Consider the following 19,242-nt stretch of genomic DNA (forward strand, 5'->3'; position numbering starts at 1 on the left):
ATGAGGCATGTTCCGCGTCCTTGCAATACTGTGTTTACATACAGTCTATCGCTTAGCGGAAAGTTCTTTTACCCTCAGCCGAAATGCCTGCCGTTGCTAGACATTGCCAGCCAGTGCCCGTCACTCCCACTCGATTGTAAACAAGCACACAAAACCCTTTAGTGACAACAATTTGCAAGAACTATCAGGCTCAGTGCCATGAAAAATACCATGACCAGATCATGAGGTTGAACACGGCTTGCGCCGGCAGCGTTCACGCTCCTGGTCGGCGATCTCGCCCGGCTGCAATGCTAGCTCAGCATCGGTCATGCGCTCCAGCACGTCGCGTAGGCGGATGGTGCAAGGAATGGGCGGCAGCTCGAACTCATAGCCGCCGGCGATCATTTCGGCCGCAATCTCCTCGGTGATGAAAAACGGCTCGTCGTCTTGGTTCGGCTTCTTCATGCCCTTTCCTCCTGGCGCTCATCCTGGCCGACAGCGGCCAGGGCATCGGCTTCCGTCAATGCGTCCTCCACGAACGCGCCGTGCTGCTTCGCTTCGGCCTGGCTGACCTCGGCCCATATCCGTTTCACCTGGGCCGCACTGTACCCGGCCAGCTCGGCGGTCTTGTTGATGCTGTAGCCGGACTTGCGCAGCGCGACAACTTGGGCGCGGCGCTTCGGATCAGCACGGCGGCCCTTGTACCGCCCGGCCTGGCGGGCCAACTCAATGCCTTGGCGCTGGCGTTCGCGCCTGTCCTCGTAGTCGTCGCGGGCCATCTGCAAGGCCAGGCGAAAAAGCATGATCTGCACGGCTTCCAGCACGATCTTGGCGACGCCCTGGGCCTCGGCCGCCAGGTCGGATAGATCGACCACGCCAGGGACGGCCAGGCGTGCGCCTTTGGCCTGTATCGAGGCCACCAGGCGCTCGGCCTCGGGCAAAGGTAGGCGGCTGATGCGGTCGATCTTCTCGGCAATGACCACCTCGCCGGGCTGTAGGTCGCCGATCATGCGCAGCAGCTCAGGCCGGTCGGCGCGTGCGCCGGATGCCTTCTCACGGTAGATGCCGGCGACGTAGTAGCCGGCGGCCTTCGCGGCCGTAGTGATCGCCTCTTGGCGTTCCAAGTCCTGCGCGTCGGTGCTGACGCGCAGATAGACCCGCGCCACCATCGGCGCGGCTACTGGCTTCGTCCTGCGCATACTTGCGGGCTCCTTTGGGCATACTCAAATGCACCCATCTTAAACTGGCAGCTAATGTACAAAAGTTGATAGAAGCACACAAGTTCAATTTTGCACTTCTGCCCACTATTGCAAAACTGCTTGTTAGTAGCCGTTTTTTCTTACTGTTTATAGATTCAATAATTTTTGAAACGAAAAATTGGGACTAAACATTTCGGTTTCGTTTTCTGTCGATTCGTCCTGCGTATCTTTTGCATAAACAAACATTTGTTGTTCGTAGTTTTCGATGGCATTTTCAATACTTGTAAATTCTCCGTTTGTAAGGTTTTCAGACAATATCAAAGCATCCAATAATCCCGTATTTACACCCTGTCCTGCAAAAGGCGACATCAAATGAGCAGCATCGCCAATCATTGTTATGGGTAATGGACGGTTACTTTTCCAATCATTGTTCAAAGGAAATTTCCTTGTGGGCAAGCATTGAAATGTTGATACCGAACGTATTAATTGTTTGTAAACTTCACTCCATTTGGAAAATCTTTTCAATAAAAAATCGGCAACGCTGTTTCTGTCCTGAAAATCTAAGGGAATTTTATTTTTCCATTCATCGGGCGTTTTAAAACTAATTCCTAAATACAATGCACCATTATTATTGGGATTGGCAAACAATAAAATGCCCTGATGTCCCGCCATTAATCGGTTGCCGTTGCATAGCTGAAAAAATCCGGGACAGTTTATTTCCGGTTGAAGAATATCAGCTTGGATGTTGAAAGTACCGGTTTCTTCAACTTGCGTGTCGGTAACAAAGCTCCTTATTTTCGACATTCCACCATTGGCAAGAATAACCAAATCTGCTGTTTCACTCGGTTTATTCTCAAAAGTTAGTGTCCACTTCTTCTTACCAGGTTCAAGCATAACAAGTTTTCTATCCCAAATAACCGTGTCGTTTTCTAAACTATTCAACAAGATAGCCCTTAAGTCATTTCTGTTTATTTCAGGATTGTCAAATCGATTTTCGGGCTTTACATTTTTTGTGGATAAAATATTGCCTTTTTCATCAGCAATATTTACACCCATTGGTAAGGCTAAGTCATAATAAGTTTGTAACAATCCCGCTTTTTTCATTGCTTCCTGACCTGAACCTTTGTGTAGGTCAAGGGTTCCACCAAAAATTCTTGCCTCTCGGTCGTTGTCTCTTTCGTAAACTGAAACGTCTATGCCGTTTTGCTGTAATAATTTTGCCATAGTCAGTCCAACGGGTCCACCACCAATTATTGCAACGTTCTTATCACTAAGTAAATTCATTTGTTTGTCTGTATCTATTCGCATTGTCATTCAAAAATGGCACATAACAAGTGGCTATACGCCAAATGGCGTATATATCCACTATATCTTATTTTGCTAAACCTTTCATTATCAGTGACAAATCCGTTTTCAACCGTTTACCGTTCGTTTCTACTCTCTCAAAAGGATTTATATTCATAGTGCTTTTTGTTAAGTTTTGCTCAAATATACAAATCCTTTCTATATATCTAACAAATCCATCGGACTTTTTAATTGTTCCATTCCCTTGGTGGTAATATGTGTATAAACCTCAGTTGTTTTACTGCTTGAATGACCTAACAACGATTGAATATAACGTAAACTCGTACCATTCTCAAGCAAATGCGTTGCAAAGCTATGTCGTAAGGTATGTACAGTAACTTCCTTTTGAATCTTTGCTTTTAAAACAGCTGCTTTAAAAATGTTTTGAATACTTCGGCTTGAGTATGCGCCACCTTTTTGACCTTCAAATAAATAATCTTTTGGTTTATATTCCATAAAGTATGTTCTTAAAATAATTAATGTTTTCTCAGATAAAATGGTATAACGATCTCTTTTTCCTTTTGACTGTTCTATACGAATTTGCATGCGCTTGGAGTCAATGTCTTTTATTTTCAGGTTTATACATTCAGAAATGCGCAAACCTGCCGAATAAATAGTCATCAGAATAGCCTTGTGTTTCACGTTTTCAATAGCGCGTAGTACCCGAATGGTTTCTTCTTCACTCATCACAACAGGAAGTGTTTTTTCTTTTTTTGGTCTTTCGATGAAATATGTTTTCCGTTGTCCACCCAAAACACGTTCGTAATAAAACTGGCACTGTTGCAAAGTTAGCGATGAGGCAGCCTTTTGTCTTATTCAAAGGCCTTACATTTCAAAAACTCTGCTTACCAGGCGCATTTCGCCCAGGGGATCACCATAATAAAATGCTGAGGCCTGGCCTTTGCGTAGTGCACGCATCACCTCAATACCTTTGATGGTGGCGTAAGCCGTCTTCATGGATTTAAATCCCAGCGTGGCGCCGATTATCCGTTTCAGTTTGCCATGATCGCATTCAATCACGTTGTTCCGGTACTTAATCTGTCGGTGTTCAACGTCAGACGGGCACCGGCCTTCGCGTTTGAGCAGAGCAAGCGCGCGACCATAGGCGGGCGCTTTATCCGTGTTGATGAATCGCGGGATCTGCCACTTCTTCACGTTGTTGAGGATTTTACCCAGAAACCGGTATGCAGCTTTGCTGTTACGACGGGAGGAGAGATAAAAATCGACAGTGCGGCCCCGGCTGTCGACGGCCCGGTACAGATACGCCCAGCGGCCATTGACCTTCACGTAGGTTTCATCCATGTGCCACGGGCAAAGATCGGAAGGGTTACGCCAGTACCAGCGCAGCCGTTTTTCCATTTCAGGCGCATAACGCTGAACCCAGCGGTAAATCGTGGAGTGATCGACATTCACTCCGCGTTCAGCCAGCATCTCCTGCAGCTCACGGTAACTGATGCCGTATTTGCAGTACCAGCGTACGGCCCACAGAATGATGTCACGCTGAAAATGCCGGCCTTTGAATGGGTTCATGTGCAGCTCCATCAGCAAAAGGGGATGATAAGTTTATCACCACCGACTATTTGCAACAGTGCCGATAAAAATATATCATCATGAACAATAAAACTGTCTGCTTACATAAACAGTAATACAAGGGGTGTTATGAGCCATATTCAACGGGAAACGTCTTGCTCGAGGCCGCGATTAAATTCCAACCTGGATGCTGATTTATATGGGTATAGATGGGCTCGCGATAATGTCGGGCAATCAGGTGCGACAATCTATCGATTGTATGGGAAGCCCGATGCGCCAGAGTTGTTTCTGAAACATGGCAAAGGTAGCGTTGCCAATGATGTTACAGATGAGATGGTCAGACTAAACTGGCTGACGGCATTTATGCCTCTTCCGACCATCAAGCATTTTATCCGTACTCCTGATGATGCATGGTTACTCACCACTGCGATCCCCGGGAAAACAGCATTCCAGGTATTAGAAGAATATCCTGATTCAGGTGAAAATATTGTTGATGCGCTGGCAGCGTTCCTGCGCCGGTTGCATTCGATTCCTGTTTGTAATTGTCCTTTTAACAGCGATCGCGCATTTCGTCTCGCTCAGGCGCAATCACGAATGAATAACGGTTTGGTTGATGCGAGTGATTTTGATGACGAGCGTAATGGCTGGCCTGTTGAACAAGTCTGGAAAGAAATGCATAAGCTTTTGCCATTCTCACCGGATTCAGTCGTCACTCATGGTGATTTCTCACTTGATAACCTTATTTTTGACGAGGGGAAATTAATAGGTTGTATTGATGTTGGACGAGTCGGAATCGCAGACCGATACCAGGATCTTGCCATCCTATGGAACTGCCTCGGTGAGTTTTCTCCTTCATTACAGAAACGGCTTTTTCAAAAATATGGTATTGATAATCCTGATATGAATAAATTGCAGTTTCATTTGATGCTCGATGAGTTTTTCTAATCAGAATTGGTTAATTGGTTGTAACACTGGCAGAGCATTACGCTGACTTGACGGGACGGCGCTTCCCTACCCTCATGGCCGCCTCCCAGGAATCGACCCAGGTGCTTATCGTGGACATAATCCTTTACTCATAAATTTATCTTATTCCATTATTGTACCTGTCACGCAATGATGTGTGCTTAAAAAACAGGAGGGTTTAACTTGGTAAACTATACATACTCATTAGGAGTTTACCATGAGCAAGAAACAGAAGACTTACACCGCAGAATTTAAAGCTGAAGCCATAAAAGCCATTGAAGAGAACCAAGGTAATGTATCGGAATCCGCTAGACAACTTGGCATTTCAATGCAAACCCTTTCGAACTGGAATAACAAAGCAAAGGCTGGAACTTTAGCAGGCACAAAACAGTATTCGCCCGATCTAAACGCCTTACTCGAAGAAAATAAGAAGCTTAAACAACAGCTCAAAACAGCTGAAATGGAACGTGAATTTTTAAAAAAGGCAGCAGCGTACTTTGCCAAAGAAAGTCAGTGAGGTACGCCTATATGAAATCGCAAAGCCACTTATTTCCGATTATTTTAATGGCTCGATTACTTCGTGTATCCGTTTCTCGCTTTTATGATTGGCTAAAGCGAGGCATGAGTAAAAGATCAATTCAGCGAAATCAGCAGACAATTTTGGTCAAAATAGCCCATGAAGAAACCAAACAAAGCTATGGCTATGTTCGATTAACCAAGCATTTACAAGCGCAAGGTATCAAAATAAGTACGTATGCTGTGCGCCAAATAAAAAAATCAAATCAGTTGTATTGTAAGCGCCATAAGCGTTTCAAAAGAACCACGAACAGTGATCACAACCGTTCTATTTATGACAATTTACTCAAGCAACAGTTTTCAATGACGAAGCCTAATCTTGCGTGGTCGAGTGACATTACCTACATTTGGACGGCTGAGGGCTGGTTGTACTTGGCAGCTGTCAAAGATCTTTACACGAAACAGGTTGTTGGCTATAGCTTAAATGAGCGCATGACAGCCAAGCTTGTTTGTGATGCATTGAATATGGCTATTCGCAATCAGAAACCTGCTAAAGATCTCATTGTACATTCAGATAGAGGCAGCCAATATTGCAGTAATGAATATCGAAACTTACTTGAGAAATTTGATTTTCAGGGTTCAATGAGCAAAAAAGGCGACTGCTTTGATAATGCACCGATAGAGAGTTTCTGGGGCATACTCAAAAATGAACTAGTCCATCATCGCAACTACAAAACAAGGGAAGAAGCCAAAGCGGATATTACAAAATATATAGAGTTATTTTATAATCAGCGAAGAATTCAAAAAGGCTTGGATTTTAAGACACCAAATCAAATGGCAGAAGACTTTTATCGGTTAGCTGCCTAGAATCTCCCAAGTGAAAGTCTCCTGCTAATTCAGCACACATCAGATTTACGATGGTCAATTTAATGGGAATAAGATCTATGGCAATGGAGTTACCTCCGCTTTGCTTAAACGTCATAATATAAAAGTCATTTCAGAAGAAACTTTTTGGCAACTTTTACCCTAGTTCCTCCGCTTTTATTTAAAATCTTCATGCAACTCCAACCACGCCCCCCTTTGCAATATCAAGTCTCTTCGGTATTTAGAGATATAGTGAGGTAATAATCTAAGAAGCATATCCATTACTTCCACATCAGTTAAAAAGTAGTGGTTCAATTTTATGCTGTAATTCTTTAACAATTTTAGCAAGCTGATCATGTAAAACTAACCAACATTGCTCATGACCTTGCCCAATATATTCATCTATTATGAGTTGCAAAATGTCTTGATCTATCTGACTTAAGAATTCTAAAAACCATGTCGCAGCAACATCCTTGGCAACTATTGTTTTATGATCTAATGTATAAGCTATACGGCATAGCGCTAAAATTTGATTACATTCATCCTGATCGTCTTTCCAATGAGCAATAATTTGTGGATAAGTTTTTTGCATGGCAAATATTAATTGTTCATAGCTAATTGGATTTAACCAATCGCAAATATCAGGTCCAAAGATAGTAATGTTATGTAATTGGGCAGTTTTAAGTAAAATACTAATATCTGGATCAGATTGACTATAAAGTAATTCACCTTTGAGTAATTCTTCTCTCAACCACTCGCCATATTGTAGCTGATATGTATATGGATGATTTTTATTGGTAATACTCCCTTTTTCTAATATCGTAATTTCTAAGGCACGCGCTGTAGCATGACCAATCGGAACAGATATATTTAGAAAATTCTGCGCTAATTGTTTTCTTTCCTGATCGGTAATTTCACGTTCAATAATAACTAAAATATCAAGATCACTTTTATGTTTTAAACCACCATCAACATACGAACCATATAAATAAATAGCATAAAGCTTATCTTTAAAATTTTTTTGTAAAAGCTGTTTTACACTTTCAACTTGGCGACACTCTTCATCATTTAAGCTTTGCATATGATTTTTAATTTAAAAAAATAAGTAATGAATTCATAGAGCATTATACAGAATAAGTGTAAATAATTTAATCAATTAGTAAATAACATACTATTTTTACAATATATTTACTTTCAATATAGAGTTTAATACATAAAACTCTATCAATCAAAAAAAGCTTGAAACAACATCTGAATAGTAAGAGTCATTTCCTCCTCACTTAGAGATGGATCCGGAAATTTGAACAACTCCTATAAGTGATACTCTGCTCCTCAAATGATGTTATAAACATCAATATATGGAGTATTTTATGGCACGTAGACCAAGAAGAAATCATTCAAACGACTTTAAGGCTAAGGTAGCACTTGCTGCGATCAAAGCAGAAAAAACACTTGCTGAATTGAGTTCTGAGTTTGATGTTCATCAAAACCAAATTATTGACTGGAAAAATCAATTGATCTCAGCTTCCTCACAAGCTTTCGATCAATCAAAAGCTCCATCAGAACCTCCCATTGATCTTAAAAAGTTACATGCAAAAATCGGTGAGCAGGCATTAGAAATTGATTTTTTAGAAGGTGTGTTGAAGAAACTGGGCCGCTTCAACCACAAAAGTTAATCGATCACTCACTTCAGATTTCAGTATCTAAACAAGCTAAGTTACTGAAAGTCTCTCGTGGTTGTTATTATTATCGCCCAAAACCTGTTAGCTCATCAGATCTGAAGCTGATGCGATGTATTGATGAATTACATATGCAATATCCTTTTGCAGGCAGTCGTATGATGCGTGATTTGTTGAATCGTCAAGGGCATCATATAGGACGACGTCATACACGTACTTTAATGAAGAAAATGGGTATTCAGGCGTTATATTGCAAACCAAATTTAAGCCAGGCTAATCAAGCTCACCGTAAATATCCATATCTGCTCAAAGGATTGGCTATTCAGCGCAGTAATCAAGTGTGGTCTACGGATATAACGTATATCCCTATGGCAAAAGGCTTTGTTTATTTATGTGCTGTGATTGATTGGCATAGCCGCAAGGTACTTGCGCATAGGGTATCGATTAGTATGGAGGTGGATTTTTGTATTTCGGCTTTAAATGAAGCGATTGAAAAATATGGATCACCTGAAATATTGAATACAGACCAAGGCAGTCAGTTCACCAGTGATGCATTTATTGATGTATTGAAATCAAATGGCATTCAAATCAGTATGGATGGTAAAGGTCGATGGGTAGATAATGTGATGGTTGAACGATTATGGCGGAGCGTTAAATATGAAGAGGTGTATCTCAAAGCTTATAGCAGTGTCACAGATGCGAAAAAGCAATTGAGTGCATATTTTGAGTTTTATAATCTGAAACGACCTCATTCGAGTCTAGACAAAATGACACCAAATGAGTTTTACTATGATCAGCTACCCCAACAAAACAAGGTGGCTTAACTAGAGCGGAATATCACTTATAAATACGCTTTTAGTTGTTCAAACAAGTGGAACCACCTCTGTTTGTAATGATATTTTATAAAATTCAATATTAGATCTGCAGAGAAAAACTTATCAAACTAAGTATTGGCTAGTCTTTTTCTTCGAAAAACTTATCAAACGAAGTATTAAGTTAATCTTTTTCTTCAACTTCTTCCTTAAACTCAAACAAATCATTCATCGTACAGTTAAAGTACTTACACAACTTATCGGCGACTGGTAATTCAATACGTACAGCACGGTCATAATACATACTTGTGAGCGTGTTGCGATTGATACCTGTTGCATGCACCACTTCACTTAATTTTAAAATTTTTCTATCGCCCATGAGGCTAGATAACTTACAAGTAATCATATTTAAATTAATTTACAAAAAATAACTTGCTGTGGGTTATTTGAAGTTGTTGACTGAGTAATACTTTGCTAAAATTAACCTACAGCAGGTTATTACAACTTATAGAAAGTATATTTTATCCATTTCAACTAAATTATAACTTTTTAAATATAAGGATTGAACCTGCATTAGATTATTTTGTGGAGATGACCGCCGTGTTACCAAATGAGTTATTGATCAGCCAGCAAGCTCGTGACTTAGGAAATCAATTAATTAAAGAAATGAACATCAATAGAAGTTATGGAATGGCTAATTTTCTTGGAGTAAATACTTGCTATGATAATCATCAGGCTGTACTTATTTGGACATTTCAACTGCTTGAAAGGGAACCTGCCTTAAATGAATTAGCAGAAATTAAAAAATATTTTCTTTTAATCTTTCCAGATAGTGTTTATCAATTAGCCTAAGTTGTTTTTAAAATTAATTTATTAAATAAAAAGCACTAAATCAAAGAAAGCTTTATTTAAAAATACCTATTAATTCAAAAACATACCATTTACTGAATATATGAAGCATAGGTTCCTGCTCTATCACTCACTCGTACTAAAATTACATCGCTCTTTTTACTGATACTAAACAATTTATGTCCACGCCACGTTCTGCGGCTTCGAGGGCTAGTTTTTGTTGAACCACTGAGAACAAGGACAACAAACTGCCTACTATATTTTCCCGGAGAGTGGTGTAGGAACTTTTTCATTATTGCTAATCATATCAGCGACAACATCAGCAACGAGCTCCTCTATTCCTGAGAATGCTTTAGACTGATCCGCATCAAGCCAAGACAATGATGGAAACTCAGCACATCATTCGTTTAAGACCTATTTTAATGACGGCACTGGTCGCAAGTTTAGGTTTTATTCCAATGGCGTTAAACACTGGAATTGGTGCAGAAGTACAACGACCACTAGCAACAGTTGTTATCGGCGGTATTGTATCTTCTACAATTTTAACTTTGTTTGTATTGCCTATTTTATATCAATGGGCGCATGGCTCTGAGAGTAGCAAACAGCAATCCGACGAAATTTAAAATCAAAAAAAGCAGCTTAATTACTAGGTTATGCCTAATTAAGCTGCTTTTAATATTGTATGCCCAACATTTTATTGATAAAGCTTACTGCGCTTCATCCCGACAATTTTCATTTAAAAACTCAAACTCTATCGTTGTATGCGATAAATGATAGGAAGATAATTTAGCTGCAACTTCTTGTTTAAGCCTAATTAATTCTTTAACGTCAAAGTTGTCACTCAGCTCAAGGTGCGCTGTTAAAACGTGACTTTCACCATCTAGTGACCAAAAGTGCATGTGGTGGATACCATTAACTTCAGGAAATTCCATTAGTGATAGTTTAATACGCTTTTGAGTCTCTTTATCGGGTGCAGCTTGAAGAAATAAAACGAGTGTTGATTTCAGGTTTTTGAAAACATTAAACAAGATGAACAGCGTGAACCCTATTGATAAAAGGGGATCTAATATCGGCAGTTCAGCGAACAACAGTACGATAGAGACTATAAGAACGGCAACCCATCCAAGTACATCTTCAAGAAGGTGCCATGTCAGCACTTTCTCATTTAATGTTTCACCCGCTTTTAATTTTAATACAGCATATCCGTTAACGGCAACGCCGAGTATCGCTAGCCCTAACATCCCCTCGACTACAGGCATTTCAGGATTGGACAGCTTTGGAATTGCTTCAAATAAAATCCAAATTGAGCCAATGATTAAAACAATACTGTTTATCAATGCGCCAAAGAGAGTAAGTCTACGATAACCATAACTAAACTTATCTGATGCTTCTTTATCTGAAAAACGACTTAAAATCCACGCAAAACCTATTGAAAGACTATCACCAAGATCGTGAACTGCATCTGCCATTATCGCCGTACTGTTAGTGAGCCAACCACCTATAAATTCGATAATAGTGAATGTCACATTAAGGAAAAATGCCCAACCAATACGGTCATCTTTACCATGTTGATGACTATGATTATGGTTGTGCATTTTGTACCTCTAGTACTTTTCTATTTCTTAGTTTTGATACATTCATATTAATCAAGTGACGTATCAAGCGTTGATATATCCAGCGTTTGAACCCCGACAAGTTAGTCCCTTTTTCGAAATAGAACTCATCAGGGGAATCATAAAGCCCAAAGTCATCATGAATACCTTCTTTTTGAATATAGGTATTTTCTCCACGCCAATCTGTATCTGGTGATGAAAAGCACTTTGTTGCAACACCATAACCACAAAAATCATCTTTTACAAACTGATAAGCGGCACCAATTTTGTTGAAGTTATCCAAGTTTTTCCACCTACGTTGATCGATCAAGGATTGGATATCTTTGTGTTCAAAATTAACGATATTCGTATTGTTTAAATATTTCTCAGTCATTTTTTATATATCCTTTTCGTTGCATACTTATACTATAGACTCTATAGTAACTATAGAGTCAAATGTCTGGGGGAAATTGATGAAAATAGGCGAATTGTCAAAAAAATCGGGCTGTTCAATACAAACGATTAGATATTATGAAAGAGAAGGATTACTGTTAAATCCAAATCGTTCAGAAGGTAATTTCAGGCTGTATGATAGCAAAGCACTTAAACAATTGGAATTCGTAAAGCATTGTCGCAGCCTAGATATATCACTCAATGATATTAAACGTCTTATCGAATTAAAAAATAAGCCAGAAGAAAGCTGCTCTAGCGTTAATGCATTAATTGATCAGCAACTTGCACTAGTGAATAAACGCATGAAAGAATTAAGGGCGCTTAAAGCTGAATTACAACAAATGGCTAGTGCTTGTGGTTCGAACAACCCAACATACTCATTATATTCTGCTGACCATGTAACACGGCAAGTATATTGTTTACTATCCATTTGAAACCCCATAATGTTTTAAGTCTATGTATAAAAGTACGATTTTCACTTAGCAGTACTTAAATAATCACCCCACCACTGCATCATTTCAGTCCGCTGGGCTAAATAGTCAGCGTGATTATAGCTGGCACGGGTACGGTTCTTATCAATATGTGAAAGTTGTGCCTCAATCCAGTTATCCTGGAACAAACCTGAGTCATTCAAAATGGTACTAAAAGTGGAACGTAGTCCATGAGAGGATAATTGATGTTTTCCATAGCCCATCTTACGTATAGCCATATTTAATGTATTAAAATGAATCGGTTGATTATGTTTCCGTGGGCTAGCAAAAATGTACTTTTCACCGTATGACCATTGCATGACGTCTTTTAAAATATCTAAAGCCTGATCTGAAAGTGGAACTAAGAAGTCGGGAATCTCATGGCCTAATATGACTTTTCGTCGAAACTGTTTAATATGCAAGGCAGGTATTTTCCAGACTTTTTCATTTAAATCAAAATGATGAGGCTCAGCCAATAACAATTCAGCCCCTCGCACGCCAGTATGTAATTTGAACAGCAGTGCTTTTTTAATAATCGGATGGGCATCCAATTTTTGTAATTTATACTTAAAATCAGATATATCCTCCGCTTTCAAATACGGATAATTTTTCTTGATTTTACTGTTAATGGCGATTTTATTTAAACCATGCGCGATGTTGAATTCACAATAACCCATCGCTACAGCGTAGTCATAAATTTGGTTCAAATAACTACAAGCTTTCTTGACAGGTTCTTTTACTTGGCGTCCCTCTATTTTTTTGATTACTGAAACCAGGTCATAACGCTTGATGTTTTGAAAAGGTAGATCCTGAAGGTCTGGATAAATATCTTGCTGTAAGCATCTTTCTGCTAACTGTAGTACACCACAGCGGGGTAGATCGTTGAAGGCATTTTTCAGTTTGAACTGTAACCACTCCTCCCCGACCTTACCAAAGGTGATGACATTAGAGGCAGTATCTTGTTCAAAACAGAAATCATTGTCTTTAAAGTCATCTCTGACTTGTCGTGCCTTTTTCAGCGATAAATCAGGATAACGACCTAACTGAATGCGTCGACGTTTTTTAGTTTGTGGATCTGTATAGCGATAGCACCAAGATTTTCTTCCACTCGGCTCAATCTTCAGGCTAAGCCCATCTTCATCGGATAAAAAACTGGTTTTTTCCTTACAATGAGCTTGGCGAACTTTAATTTCAGTAAGACTCATGGAATTTAAATGAAACCTAACAATGGGTTGATTGGATCAATTATATCAAAATAGAACGCTTTATGTATGATGCGTACACTACGCATCATATATATTTGTAATATATTGTTTTATATATTTAATATTTTAAGTATTTGTATTTTAGTAACCATTATAAGTACCACCTCTTCTTTAAGTTCCCAACAACTCACTTTTTCTGTCATCAATGTTAAATAAGTCTTGTGCTTTAAATTCTTAGATGACCTCCTCTACCCTTTATTATCATTTTTATAAAAGTAACTATATGTACTCATTAAAATTTGTAGAGCTCAAAAACAAAAAAGACCGCTATATAGCAGTCTTTTAACTTAATTAAATAATAATTAATTCATTTTCATCATAAGTGCATAAGCATCACGTTTGTTTTGACGCAATGATTCTATCTCGGACTTCGTCAGCTGTTTTACGAGAGTAATTAACTATAACTAAAAATATAGACAAATATTTGCATAAGTTCTCATTTTGTCTATGTCGATTCAGTAGTGGCAAGGTGGGTATTTATTAGAGATTTAAATGATTATCTTTTGTATTTTAGGTGAGTGTCTTGGTATATTAGCATCCATATCTATTGATTATCCAATCCCTTAACCTAGGCATGACTTTGTGAAATTAACACGCATCCACCATTGTAAAAACTTGAATGTGCAAAAGTACAAACAGCTTGAGAAACAAGCTGTTTTACTTGGTCGTATTCGTAGCGAGGTGTGGGCTAAATATGGTGCTATTTCAGGTTTGAATATCAGTGACAGAGCTATTCGTGATGCGTGGATGAAAGAAAGTCGTGACTTTGGTGTTTCTGCAAATGCGTGGAAAGAAACGCTACGTGATTGCATAGGTGATATTAAAGCCTATCGAGAAGCATCAAAAGACAAAGTAAAGCAGGCGATCCGAAAACGCACCTCCTGTAATAATGAACAAAAAAGACTATACACCTTGCTTAAAAAAGATGAATGGATGACTGATAATTTCCTCCATCGTCAAATGCGTAATCACTTTAAGCATGGTGTTAATCACACACATAATCAAATTATTGTTCGTGCGGATATGTGTAAAACTTTTGAGTTAAATGGTCAATGTTGGCTTAAAGTGCCGAGTCTAGTCCCTCGACAAACCATTAAAATTCCACTAAACACCACTGTTGATTTTGCGCCACAAGGCACACTTAGAATCATTCTAAAAAACGGTAATGTTGAAGTTCACTCAACTTATGATGCAGTTGAAACACAGGATTGTGGTCAGGAAACCGTAGGTGTTGATAAAGGTTATTCAGAAGCCTTTGTGGATTCTGATGGTGAAGTATATGGCAATGGTTTAGGTAAATTGATCTCAAGTGAATCAGACTACCTAAATCAAAAGTACAAACGTAGAAATAAGCTCAGAGCGATTTCTAAAGCCAAACCGCACAAGAAACAGAAAATTGAGTTAAATAATCTAGGTCGAAAAAAACTAGATAAGCGACAAGATACTCAAAAAGCAAAGCTCAAAACATTAATATTTACAGCAACTCACAAGTTGGTTGATAAAGCCAAAGTGATTGTTGCGGAAGATTTAACATCCCCAATTCAAAGTAAACGCAACTATGGCAAAAACACCAATAGACGCTTAAATACATGGGCTAAAGGTTTGTTAGCTAATGCCCTAACTTCTATATCTCACCGTAGAGGTTCTACGGTGCATCTAGTCAATTCTGCATATACTTCGCAAAGTGATTCTTTCTTGCATGGCCTTTTAATAGGTACACGTAAGGGAGATCGTTTTCACCGTTTCAATGGGGAAGTTGTGCAAGCTGATTGGAATGCTGCGAGAAACGTGCTTGCAAGATTAAACGACAATGAGATAAGTCGTTATACGCCTTACAAAACTGTAAAGCGTATATTGCAAGAACGGACTGACCGCTACAAGTCGGAACTGACCGACTCAGGCTCTAGTTACACGCTTGGCAACAAGACATTAACAGAGTGCGAATTAGTCCTTGAGTATGTTTGAATACATTTTAAGGAACAGTAGGATAAAAACATGCACTTATTTAAATTAACTGACGAACAACTCGCACAAATTCTTATCCCGAAACGATTTGTACCACCTACTCCACCTGAACATGAAGGCAAGAATATGGTCTATGTATTTGATAGTGAGGATAAGTTTGAACTGACTTATGATGAGCTGGTGGAAATCATTAGCAAAGCTAGAATGGCTGGTCCGAAGTTGATACCTGTCTTAGGCACCGTGAATTAAATTGTGCAGTGTTCGCACGCCACTTGAAACATAACTTGATTGGAAATGAATTTGGGCTGAGAAAAATTCAGTTCAAATTTAACCTGACGGGCACACTAAAAAATGGGTAATTGTCAGATCGAGTTTGGACTACAACACTTTAGCTCATCGATTTACCATACCGCTAATCTTCACACCATTTTCGTAAATCCAGCGATCAAACTGTGATACTACATTCCGCTTATTAATCCAAGTCAGCATGGTGCTTTTCATAAAGGCAGTTTACTTATAAACAGGGAAATTTCTAAACAATTCCCCTTTAACATGCTTAGGCTATTTGATCCAGAGTTCATCTTTTTGCATCATTTTTAACATTAAATTAAATATAACCAGCGGAGTAACATTTTTTTTGTTAGAGCCGACAACTCTTTGAAAACTAAATTTAACGGTTCGCTCAGGAGCATCCAAATTAACTGGGTAGTTTTGTTTTTCTAAATACAGATGATCTCCTAACATTGGCTCTATACCAGTAATAAAATTAACAATTTGTTGCTCATCACCTTTCATTCGGCATTGAAAATGTAGAAAATTCTTACGCAGTTTTCCAAATAATAATAATATTTTAAGCGCCTTAACCATGTTCTTTTCTTTCAGTGCATCTTGCTGCCTATCATCTTTATAATGAAAATCAAGGAGAGGAATTATTTCATCTGGACGAGTCAGTTTTTTAGCCTTTTCGTAAAGTTCATCAAACCAACTCTCTTCTAAATTCTTACTATAAACATAATTCGTTTTTAAATTAAATTTTTGGCGATCCATCCATTTAGTGCTCATCCATTGACATCGTTGCATCCATTCTTGAGCTTGGGTATCTTCGCTTAATCGACCTTCTCTAAAACTTATCAAACGTTGAAAAGGTGTCAGAGTACTCTTCTCTATACTAAACTTCTTTTCTTGTCGGCCAGCCATCGTAACTGGCTGTGTTTGCTGATAAGAATTAAACCATTTCTGCTGCTGAGTATAACGATTTAGGTTTATGTAGTCTGTACTTGACTTCACTGGACTAAAACACTGTTCTAATACTTTTTTTGAAATGATACACGGCGAATTATAAATTCGATCGACTGCTAATAAATCCAAAACATGAAGGTAATTTGAAGCCGTTTGCTCAATACTGCTATGCCCCATCCAAGAGGCGAGCACCTGCCATTTATGTTGAATAATCTCTTCTTGAGCACGTGCTTTCATACCAAACAATAAATCCCTCATCTTTTTTGCTTTTACCCAAGGACAATCTGTGTAGGTCTTGATCATTTCTTTTGAACCGAGCAAAGTTATTGCTAGATAGTTAGCAGCACTGTGGCGTAATGTATGAAAACTAAAGCCATGATGCATACCTAATATTTGACTAAACAAATCTACTGTAATTTTGCTGATACATTGATCAGTTAATACACGATGATTCACACTAAAAAGTAGATCATCCTGCTGATTAACCAAATATTGCTCATAACGATGTTGTATGTAACGTTGTACTACTAAAAACTCATGTTCTGACAATGCAATTTTCAATGGTATTTGACGATTCGCACTTCGCGTTTTCAGACGGCGATATGAATTGTCTTGGATATGAAGCGTGATATTATTAAAAACTGTATTTTCTTTTTCTTTATAAAGTAGCTCTGGGCAAATAATATCTTGTATTTTAAGACAACGAACTTCATTTAATCGAAGTCCAGTTCTATAACTTAGTAAATACATCAGCTTTAAACAACTCAGATGATCGACCCACTCTGATGCCGTTGGCTCTTGACTTAAATTTTCTAGTTTTTCCAATAATTTGCCAAATAGCAAAGGACTCACTAGCCGTGCATTGCAAATTTGTAAATGCTTAAAACTTGAATTCTGTAACACCAATACCCCTGGAGCATCATAATTCTCTATACAGAATTGATGAAAATCTTTTAGGCGACCAAAACGGTATTCTGCGCTTTGGTGCATCTTACGAGAGGTTTTTCCTTTCACCGAATCTCGTTGAACTGCTTTTTCATCACGTTCACTGCTGTATTTCAATAGCTGCCGATATAAATCCTCATAGTCATCTATGGATTGTTGCTTTAAATCTAATTTATTGAGCCAAATCTCAAATATAAATTCTTTGCCAAACGATCCTAAGTAGCTTTCAATAGTTGATAATTGAAGCCCTCGTTTTTTTAAATGCATTAACCAGTGAATTAAGCGTAGTTGAGCATCAATTAAAGACTTTTCCTCCGTATTAGCATCAACTATCTTCTCCTCTAACACCCTTCTAGTTTCTTGCCAAAAACGTAGCGTGCGTTCTTCTTTATTCCTCTTTTTATCTAAACGCTCAACTTTTTGACCTTTACGTTTCTTTTGACCAAACAACATCAACTCATACGGAATCGTTTGTAATTTGCTTTGAACAGTCGGAACTTCAGGAAGTAACTGCTCTTGTTCAAAATGAATAGGGCGATTATCTGGTTCTGTGACTTGATTGTAATCATTATTCCACAGCAATCTAAATTCGGATGGCCTTAAAGCAACAGTATTAATCTCTTGCTGAAGCACATTACTCAAAAATATATCTATGCTGAGGTTTGGATTAAATTCGAGTACCATTTGCACATCATTAAATGCACGAAATCCACGGCGTTTAATTTGATATTGCAGATCCCCAAGACTTTTTTTCCTGCCTATCTTACTCAAGCTTTCTAAAATACAATCTTCAACTGAATGTTGCAGACAAAATTCTTTCTGAGCAGCTTTCAACTTTTTTAAATATTGCAAAATGAACTGCGCATATGGGTTAAAAAAAACATGTTTCCATTGGTACAACTTTCCCTGTTCTACATCGTTGCCATATTGAGAGTTTTCAACACGATAATGTAGTAACAATGGATTAGTGATTTTTTTGTAGTCCGAATGGTATAACCGAAAACAATTCAGATCTGTACCAAGCTCAATGGCCTCCTGCAATTGCTTCTGAATAGCAATCAAATGCTGTTCATCTGCACAGCCTGAAATATATATAAAACTTAAGCATAAATTTCCCCATAAGTACTTTGGTTCATTCCAATATTCAAATGAATCTTGCCAATACTGCCTTAATTCCTTAAGTACATGGATATGTAGATGCCCCTGTTCTAACCGTGACTCTGTACTCTCAATTTTTCTAGGCAGTACGATCCGTTTAGTATGTGGATTTAGCTTAATTCTGTATGATTTTTTATCTACATTCTGGTTGAATTGCTTCCTTCTTTTATTAAATTCATCTTCAGTAAATTGCATCAGTTTTGATTGTTCGTCTCGGCTCAACTTTTGACTCAAACAATCAACACTATCTTTAATGTCATGCCATTTTTCAGCGATCTGCTGATCAAGTTTTTGCTGCATTTCTTTCGTCAATACTTCAGGTGGAGAAGGCTGTCTATCTAGCGACTTTTTCACCATTTTATGAATATCAACAAATAGATCATCTAGTTGTGGTTTTATTAGTTCTTTGATTTTTTGCAT

Annotated in this window: 19 protein-coding genes and 2 pseudogenes; 8 read left to right on the forward strand and 13 right to left on the reverse strand. The window is 38.5% G+C overall.

The window, feature by feature from the left end:
- Nucleotides 1-219: 219 nt before the first annotated feature.
- The 5 genes from FTU38_RS14490 to FTU38_RS14510 all read right to left on the reverse strand — a co-directional run bounded on the left by FTU38_RS14490 (nt 220) and on the right by FTU38_RS14510 (nt 4,052).
- The gene (locus FTU38_RS14490) at nt 220-444 is read right to left on the reverse strand and encodes a hypothetical protein (protein WP_000743213.1); all 225 of its coding nucleotides are present in this window, start codon (nt 442-444) and stop codon (nt 220-222) included.
- Nucleotides 441-1,178, reverse strand: coding sequence for a recombinase family protein (locus FTU38_RS14495; protein ID WP_001366550.1), 738 nt, complete (start codon nt 1,176-1,178; stop codon nt 441-443). The genes FTU38_RS14490 and FTU38_RS14495 overlap by 4 nt, the downstream gene beginning before the upstream one ends.
- A gap of 147 nt (nt 1,179-1,325) precedes the next feature.
- A complete protein-coding gene (locus FTU38_RS14500; RefSeq protein WP_024160783.1) occupies nt 1,326-2,492 on the reverse strand; it encodes a tetracycline-inactivating monooxygenase Tet(X3) in 1,167 nt (388 codons plus the stop codon).
- Nucleotides 2,493-2,681: 189 nt separating this feature from the next.
- Nucleotides 2,682-3,275 (reverse strand): tyrosine-type recombinase/integrase, encoded by a 594-nt coding sequence (locus FTU38_RS14505; protein WP_205779272.1) that lies wholly within the window; start codon nt 3,273-3,275, stop codon nt 2,682-2,684.
- 72 nt (nt 3,276-3,347) lie between these two features.
- Nucleotides 3,348-4,052, reverse strand: coding sequence for an IS6-like element IS26 family transposase (locus FTU38_RS14510; protein WP_001067855.1), 705 nt, complete (start codon nt 4,050-4,052; stop codon nt 3,348-3,350).
- Nucleotides 4,053-4,181: 129 nt separating this feature from the next.
- Here FTU38_RS14510 and FTU38_RS14515 point away from each other — a divergent pair, with 129 nt between their 5' ends.
- Together FTU38_RS14515 and FTU38_RS14520 are read left to right on the forward strand one after the other, a co-directional pair.
- Nucleotides 4,182-4,997, forward strand: a complete 816-nt coding sequence (locus FTU38_RS14515; protein WP_000018323.1) for an APH(3')-I family aminoglycoside O-phosphotransferase — start codon at nt 4,182-4,184, stop codon at nt 4,995-4,997.
- A 235-nt stretch (nt 4,998-5,232) separates the two neighbouring features.
- Nucleotides 5,233-6,398, forward strand: a protein-coding gene (locus FTU38_RS14520; protein WP_119285041.1) for an IS3 family transposase whose coding sequence is annotated in 2 segments (ribosomal slippage) — nt 5,233-5,491 and nt 5,491-6,398 — 1,167 coding nt in all. Because the reading frame shifts where the segments join, the coding sequence is not laid out codon by codon here.
- Between the two features lie 289 nt (nt 6,399-6,687).
- Here the strand turns inward: FTU38_RS14520 and FTU38_RS14525 are convergent.
- Nucleotides 6,688-7,476, reverse strand: a complete 789-nt coding sequence (locus FTU38_RS14525) for an aminoglycoside adenylyltransferase domain-containing protein (RefSeq protein ID WP_038350081.1) — start codon at nt 7,474-7,476, stop codon at nt 6,688-6,690.
- Nucleotides 7,477-7,753: 277 nt separating this feature from the next.
- On the opposite strand from FTU38_RS14525, the gene FTU38_RS14530 reads away from it, so the two are divergent.
- A protein-coding gene (locus FTU38_RS14530; RefSeq protein WP_099046175.1) for an IS3-like element ISAba14 family transposase occupies nt 7,754-8,898 on the forward strand; the annotation gives its coding sequence in 2 pieces (ribosomal slippage) (nt 7,754-8,018 and nt 8,018-8,898; 1,146 coding nt in all).
- Between the two features lie 172 nt (nt 8,899-9,070).
- On the opposite strand, the gene FTU38_RS14535 is transcribed toward FTU38_RS14530, so the two are convergent.
- Complete coding sequence (locus tag FTU38_RS14535) at nt 9,071-9,292, reverse strand: helix-turn-helix transcriptional regulator (protein WP_004658364.1); 222 nt, start codon at nt 9,290-9,292, stop codon at nt 9,071-9,073.
- A 194-nt stretch (nt 9,293-9,486) separates the two neighbouring features.
- Here FTU38_RS14535 and FTU38_RS14540 point away from each other — a divergent pair, with 194 nt between their 5' ends.
- Nucleotides 9,487-9,738 carry a hypothetical protein gene (locus FTU38_RS14540; protein WP_004658363.1) on the forward strand — a complete coding sequence of 84 codons (252 nt, stop codon included), beginning with the start codon at nt 9,487-9,489 and terminating at the stop codon, nt 9,736-9,738.
- Between the two features lie 252 nt (nt 9,739-9,990).
- On the opposite strand, the pseudogene FTU38_RS14545 reads toward FTU38_RS14540, so the two are convergent.
- A pseudogene (locus FTU38_RS14545) lies at nt 9,991-10,134 on the reverse strand (antitoxin HicB); the annotation flags it as partial.
- Between FTU38_RS14545 and FTU38_RS14550 the strand changes: the two are divergent.
- A pseudogene (locus FTU38_RS14550) lies at nt 10,134-10,358 on the forward strand (efflux RND transporter permease subunit); the annotation flags it as partial. The pseudogenes FTU38_RS14545 and FTU38_RS14550 overlap by 1 nt on opposite strands.
- A gap of 84 nt (nt 10,359-10,442) precedes the next feature.
- Here FTU38_RS14550 and FTU38_RS14555 read toward each other — a convergent pair.
- Nucleotides 10,443-11,330 (reverse strand): cation diffusion facilitator family transporter, encoded by an 888-nt coding sequence (locus FTU38_RS14555; RefSeq protein WP_127800877.1) that lies wholly within the window; start codon nt 11,328-11,330, stop codon nt 10,443-10,445.
- Nucleotides 11,317-11,721, reverse strand: a complete 405-nt coding sequence (locus FTU38_RS14560; RefSeq protein WP_180004480.1) for a hypothetical protein — start codon at nt 11,719-11,721, stop codon at nt 11,317-11,319. The genes FTU38_RS14555 and FTU38_RS14560 overlap by 14 nt, the downstream gene beginning before the upstream one ends.
- Nucleotides 11,722-11,800: 79 nt before the next feature.
- Between FTU38_RS14560 and FTU38_RS14565 the strand changes: the two genes are divergently transcribed.
- Nucleotides 11,801-12,214 carry a Cd(II)/Pb(II)-responsive transcriptional regulator gene (locus FTU38_RS14565; RefSeq protein WP_005245163.1) on the forward strand — a complete coding sequence of 138 codons (414 nt, stop codon included), beginning with the start codon at nt 11,801-11,803 and terminating at the stop codon, nt 12,212-12,214.
- Between the two features lie 41 nt (nt 12,215-12,255).
- Here the strand turns inward: FTU38_RS14565 and FTU38_RS14570 are convergent, their stop codons facing one another.
- Complete coding sequence (locus FTU38_RS14570; RefSeq protein WP_005245164.1) at nt 12,256-13,455, reverse strand: integrase arm-type DNA-binding domain-containing protein; 1,200 nt, start codon at nt 13,453-13,455, stop codon at nt 12,256-12,258.
- Nucleotides 13,456-14,097: 642 nt separating this feature from the next.
- On the opposite strand from FTU38_RS14570, the gene FTU38_RS14575 reads away from it, so the two are divergent.
- On the forward strand, nt 14,098-15,480 hold the full coding sequence (locus FTU38_RS14575) for an IS200/IS605 family accessory protein TnpB-related protein (RefSeq protein ID WP_168370265.1): 1,383 nt from the start codon (nt 14,098-14,100) through the stop codon (nt 15,478-15,480).
- 30 nt (nt 15,481-15,510) lie between these two features.
- Nucleotides 15,511-15,729: a hypothetical protein gene (locus tag FTU38_RS14580; protein ID WP_000550047.1), complete on the forward strand. Its 219-nt coding sequence runs from the start codon at nt 15,511-15,513 to the stop codon at nt 15,727-15,729.
- Nucleotides 15,730-15,873: 144 nt separating this feature from the next.
- Here FTU38_RS14580 and FTU38_RS17065 read toward each other — a convergent pair whose 3' ends face one another.
- Both FTU38_RS17065 and FTU38_RS14585 read right to left on the reverse strand, forming a co-directional pair.
- The gene (locus FTU38_RS17065; protein ID WP_372551473.1) at nt 15,874-15,981 is read right to left on the reverse strand and encodes a hypothetical protein; all 108 of its coding nucleotides are present in this window, start codon (nt 15,979-15,981) and stop codon (nt 15,874-15,876) included.
- Between the two features lie 60 nt (nt 15,982-16,041).
- Complete coding sequence (locus tag FTU38_RS14585; RefSeq protein WP_127800785.1) at nt 16,042-19,242, reverse strand: site-specific integrase; 3,201 nt, start codon at nt 19,240-19,242, stop codon at nt 16,042-16,044.

This window comes from Acinetobacter sp. YH12098 (assembly GCF_013419235.1).
Taxonomy (GTDB): domain Bacteria; phylum Pseudomonadota; class Gammaproteobacteria; order Pseudomonadales; family Moraxellaceae; genus Acinetobacter; species Acinetobacter amyesii.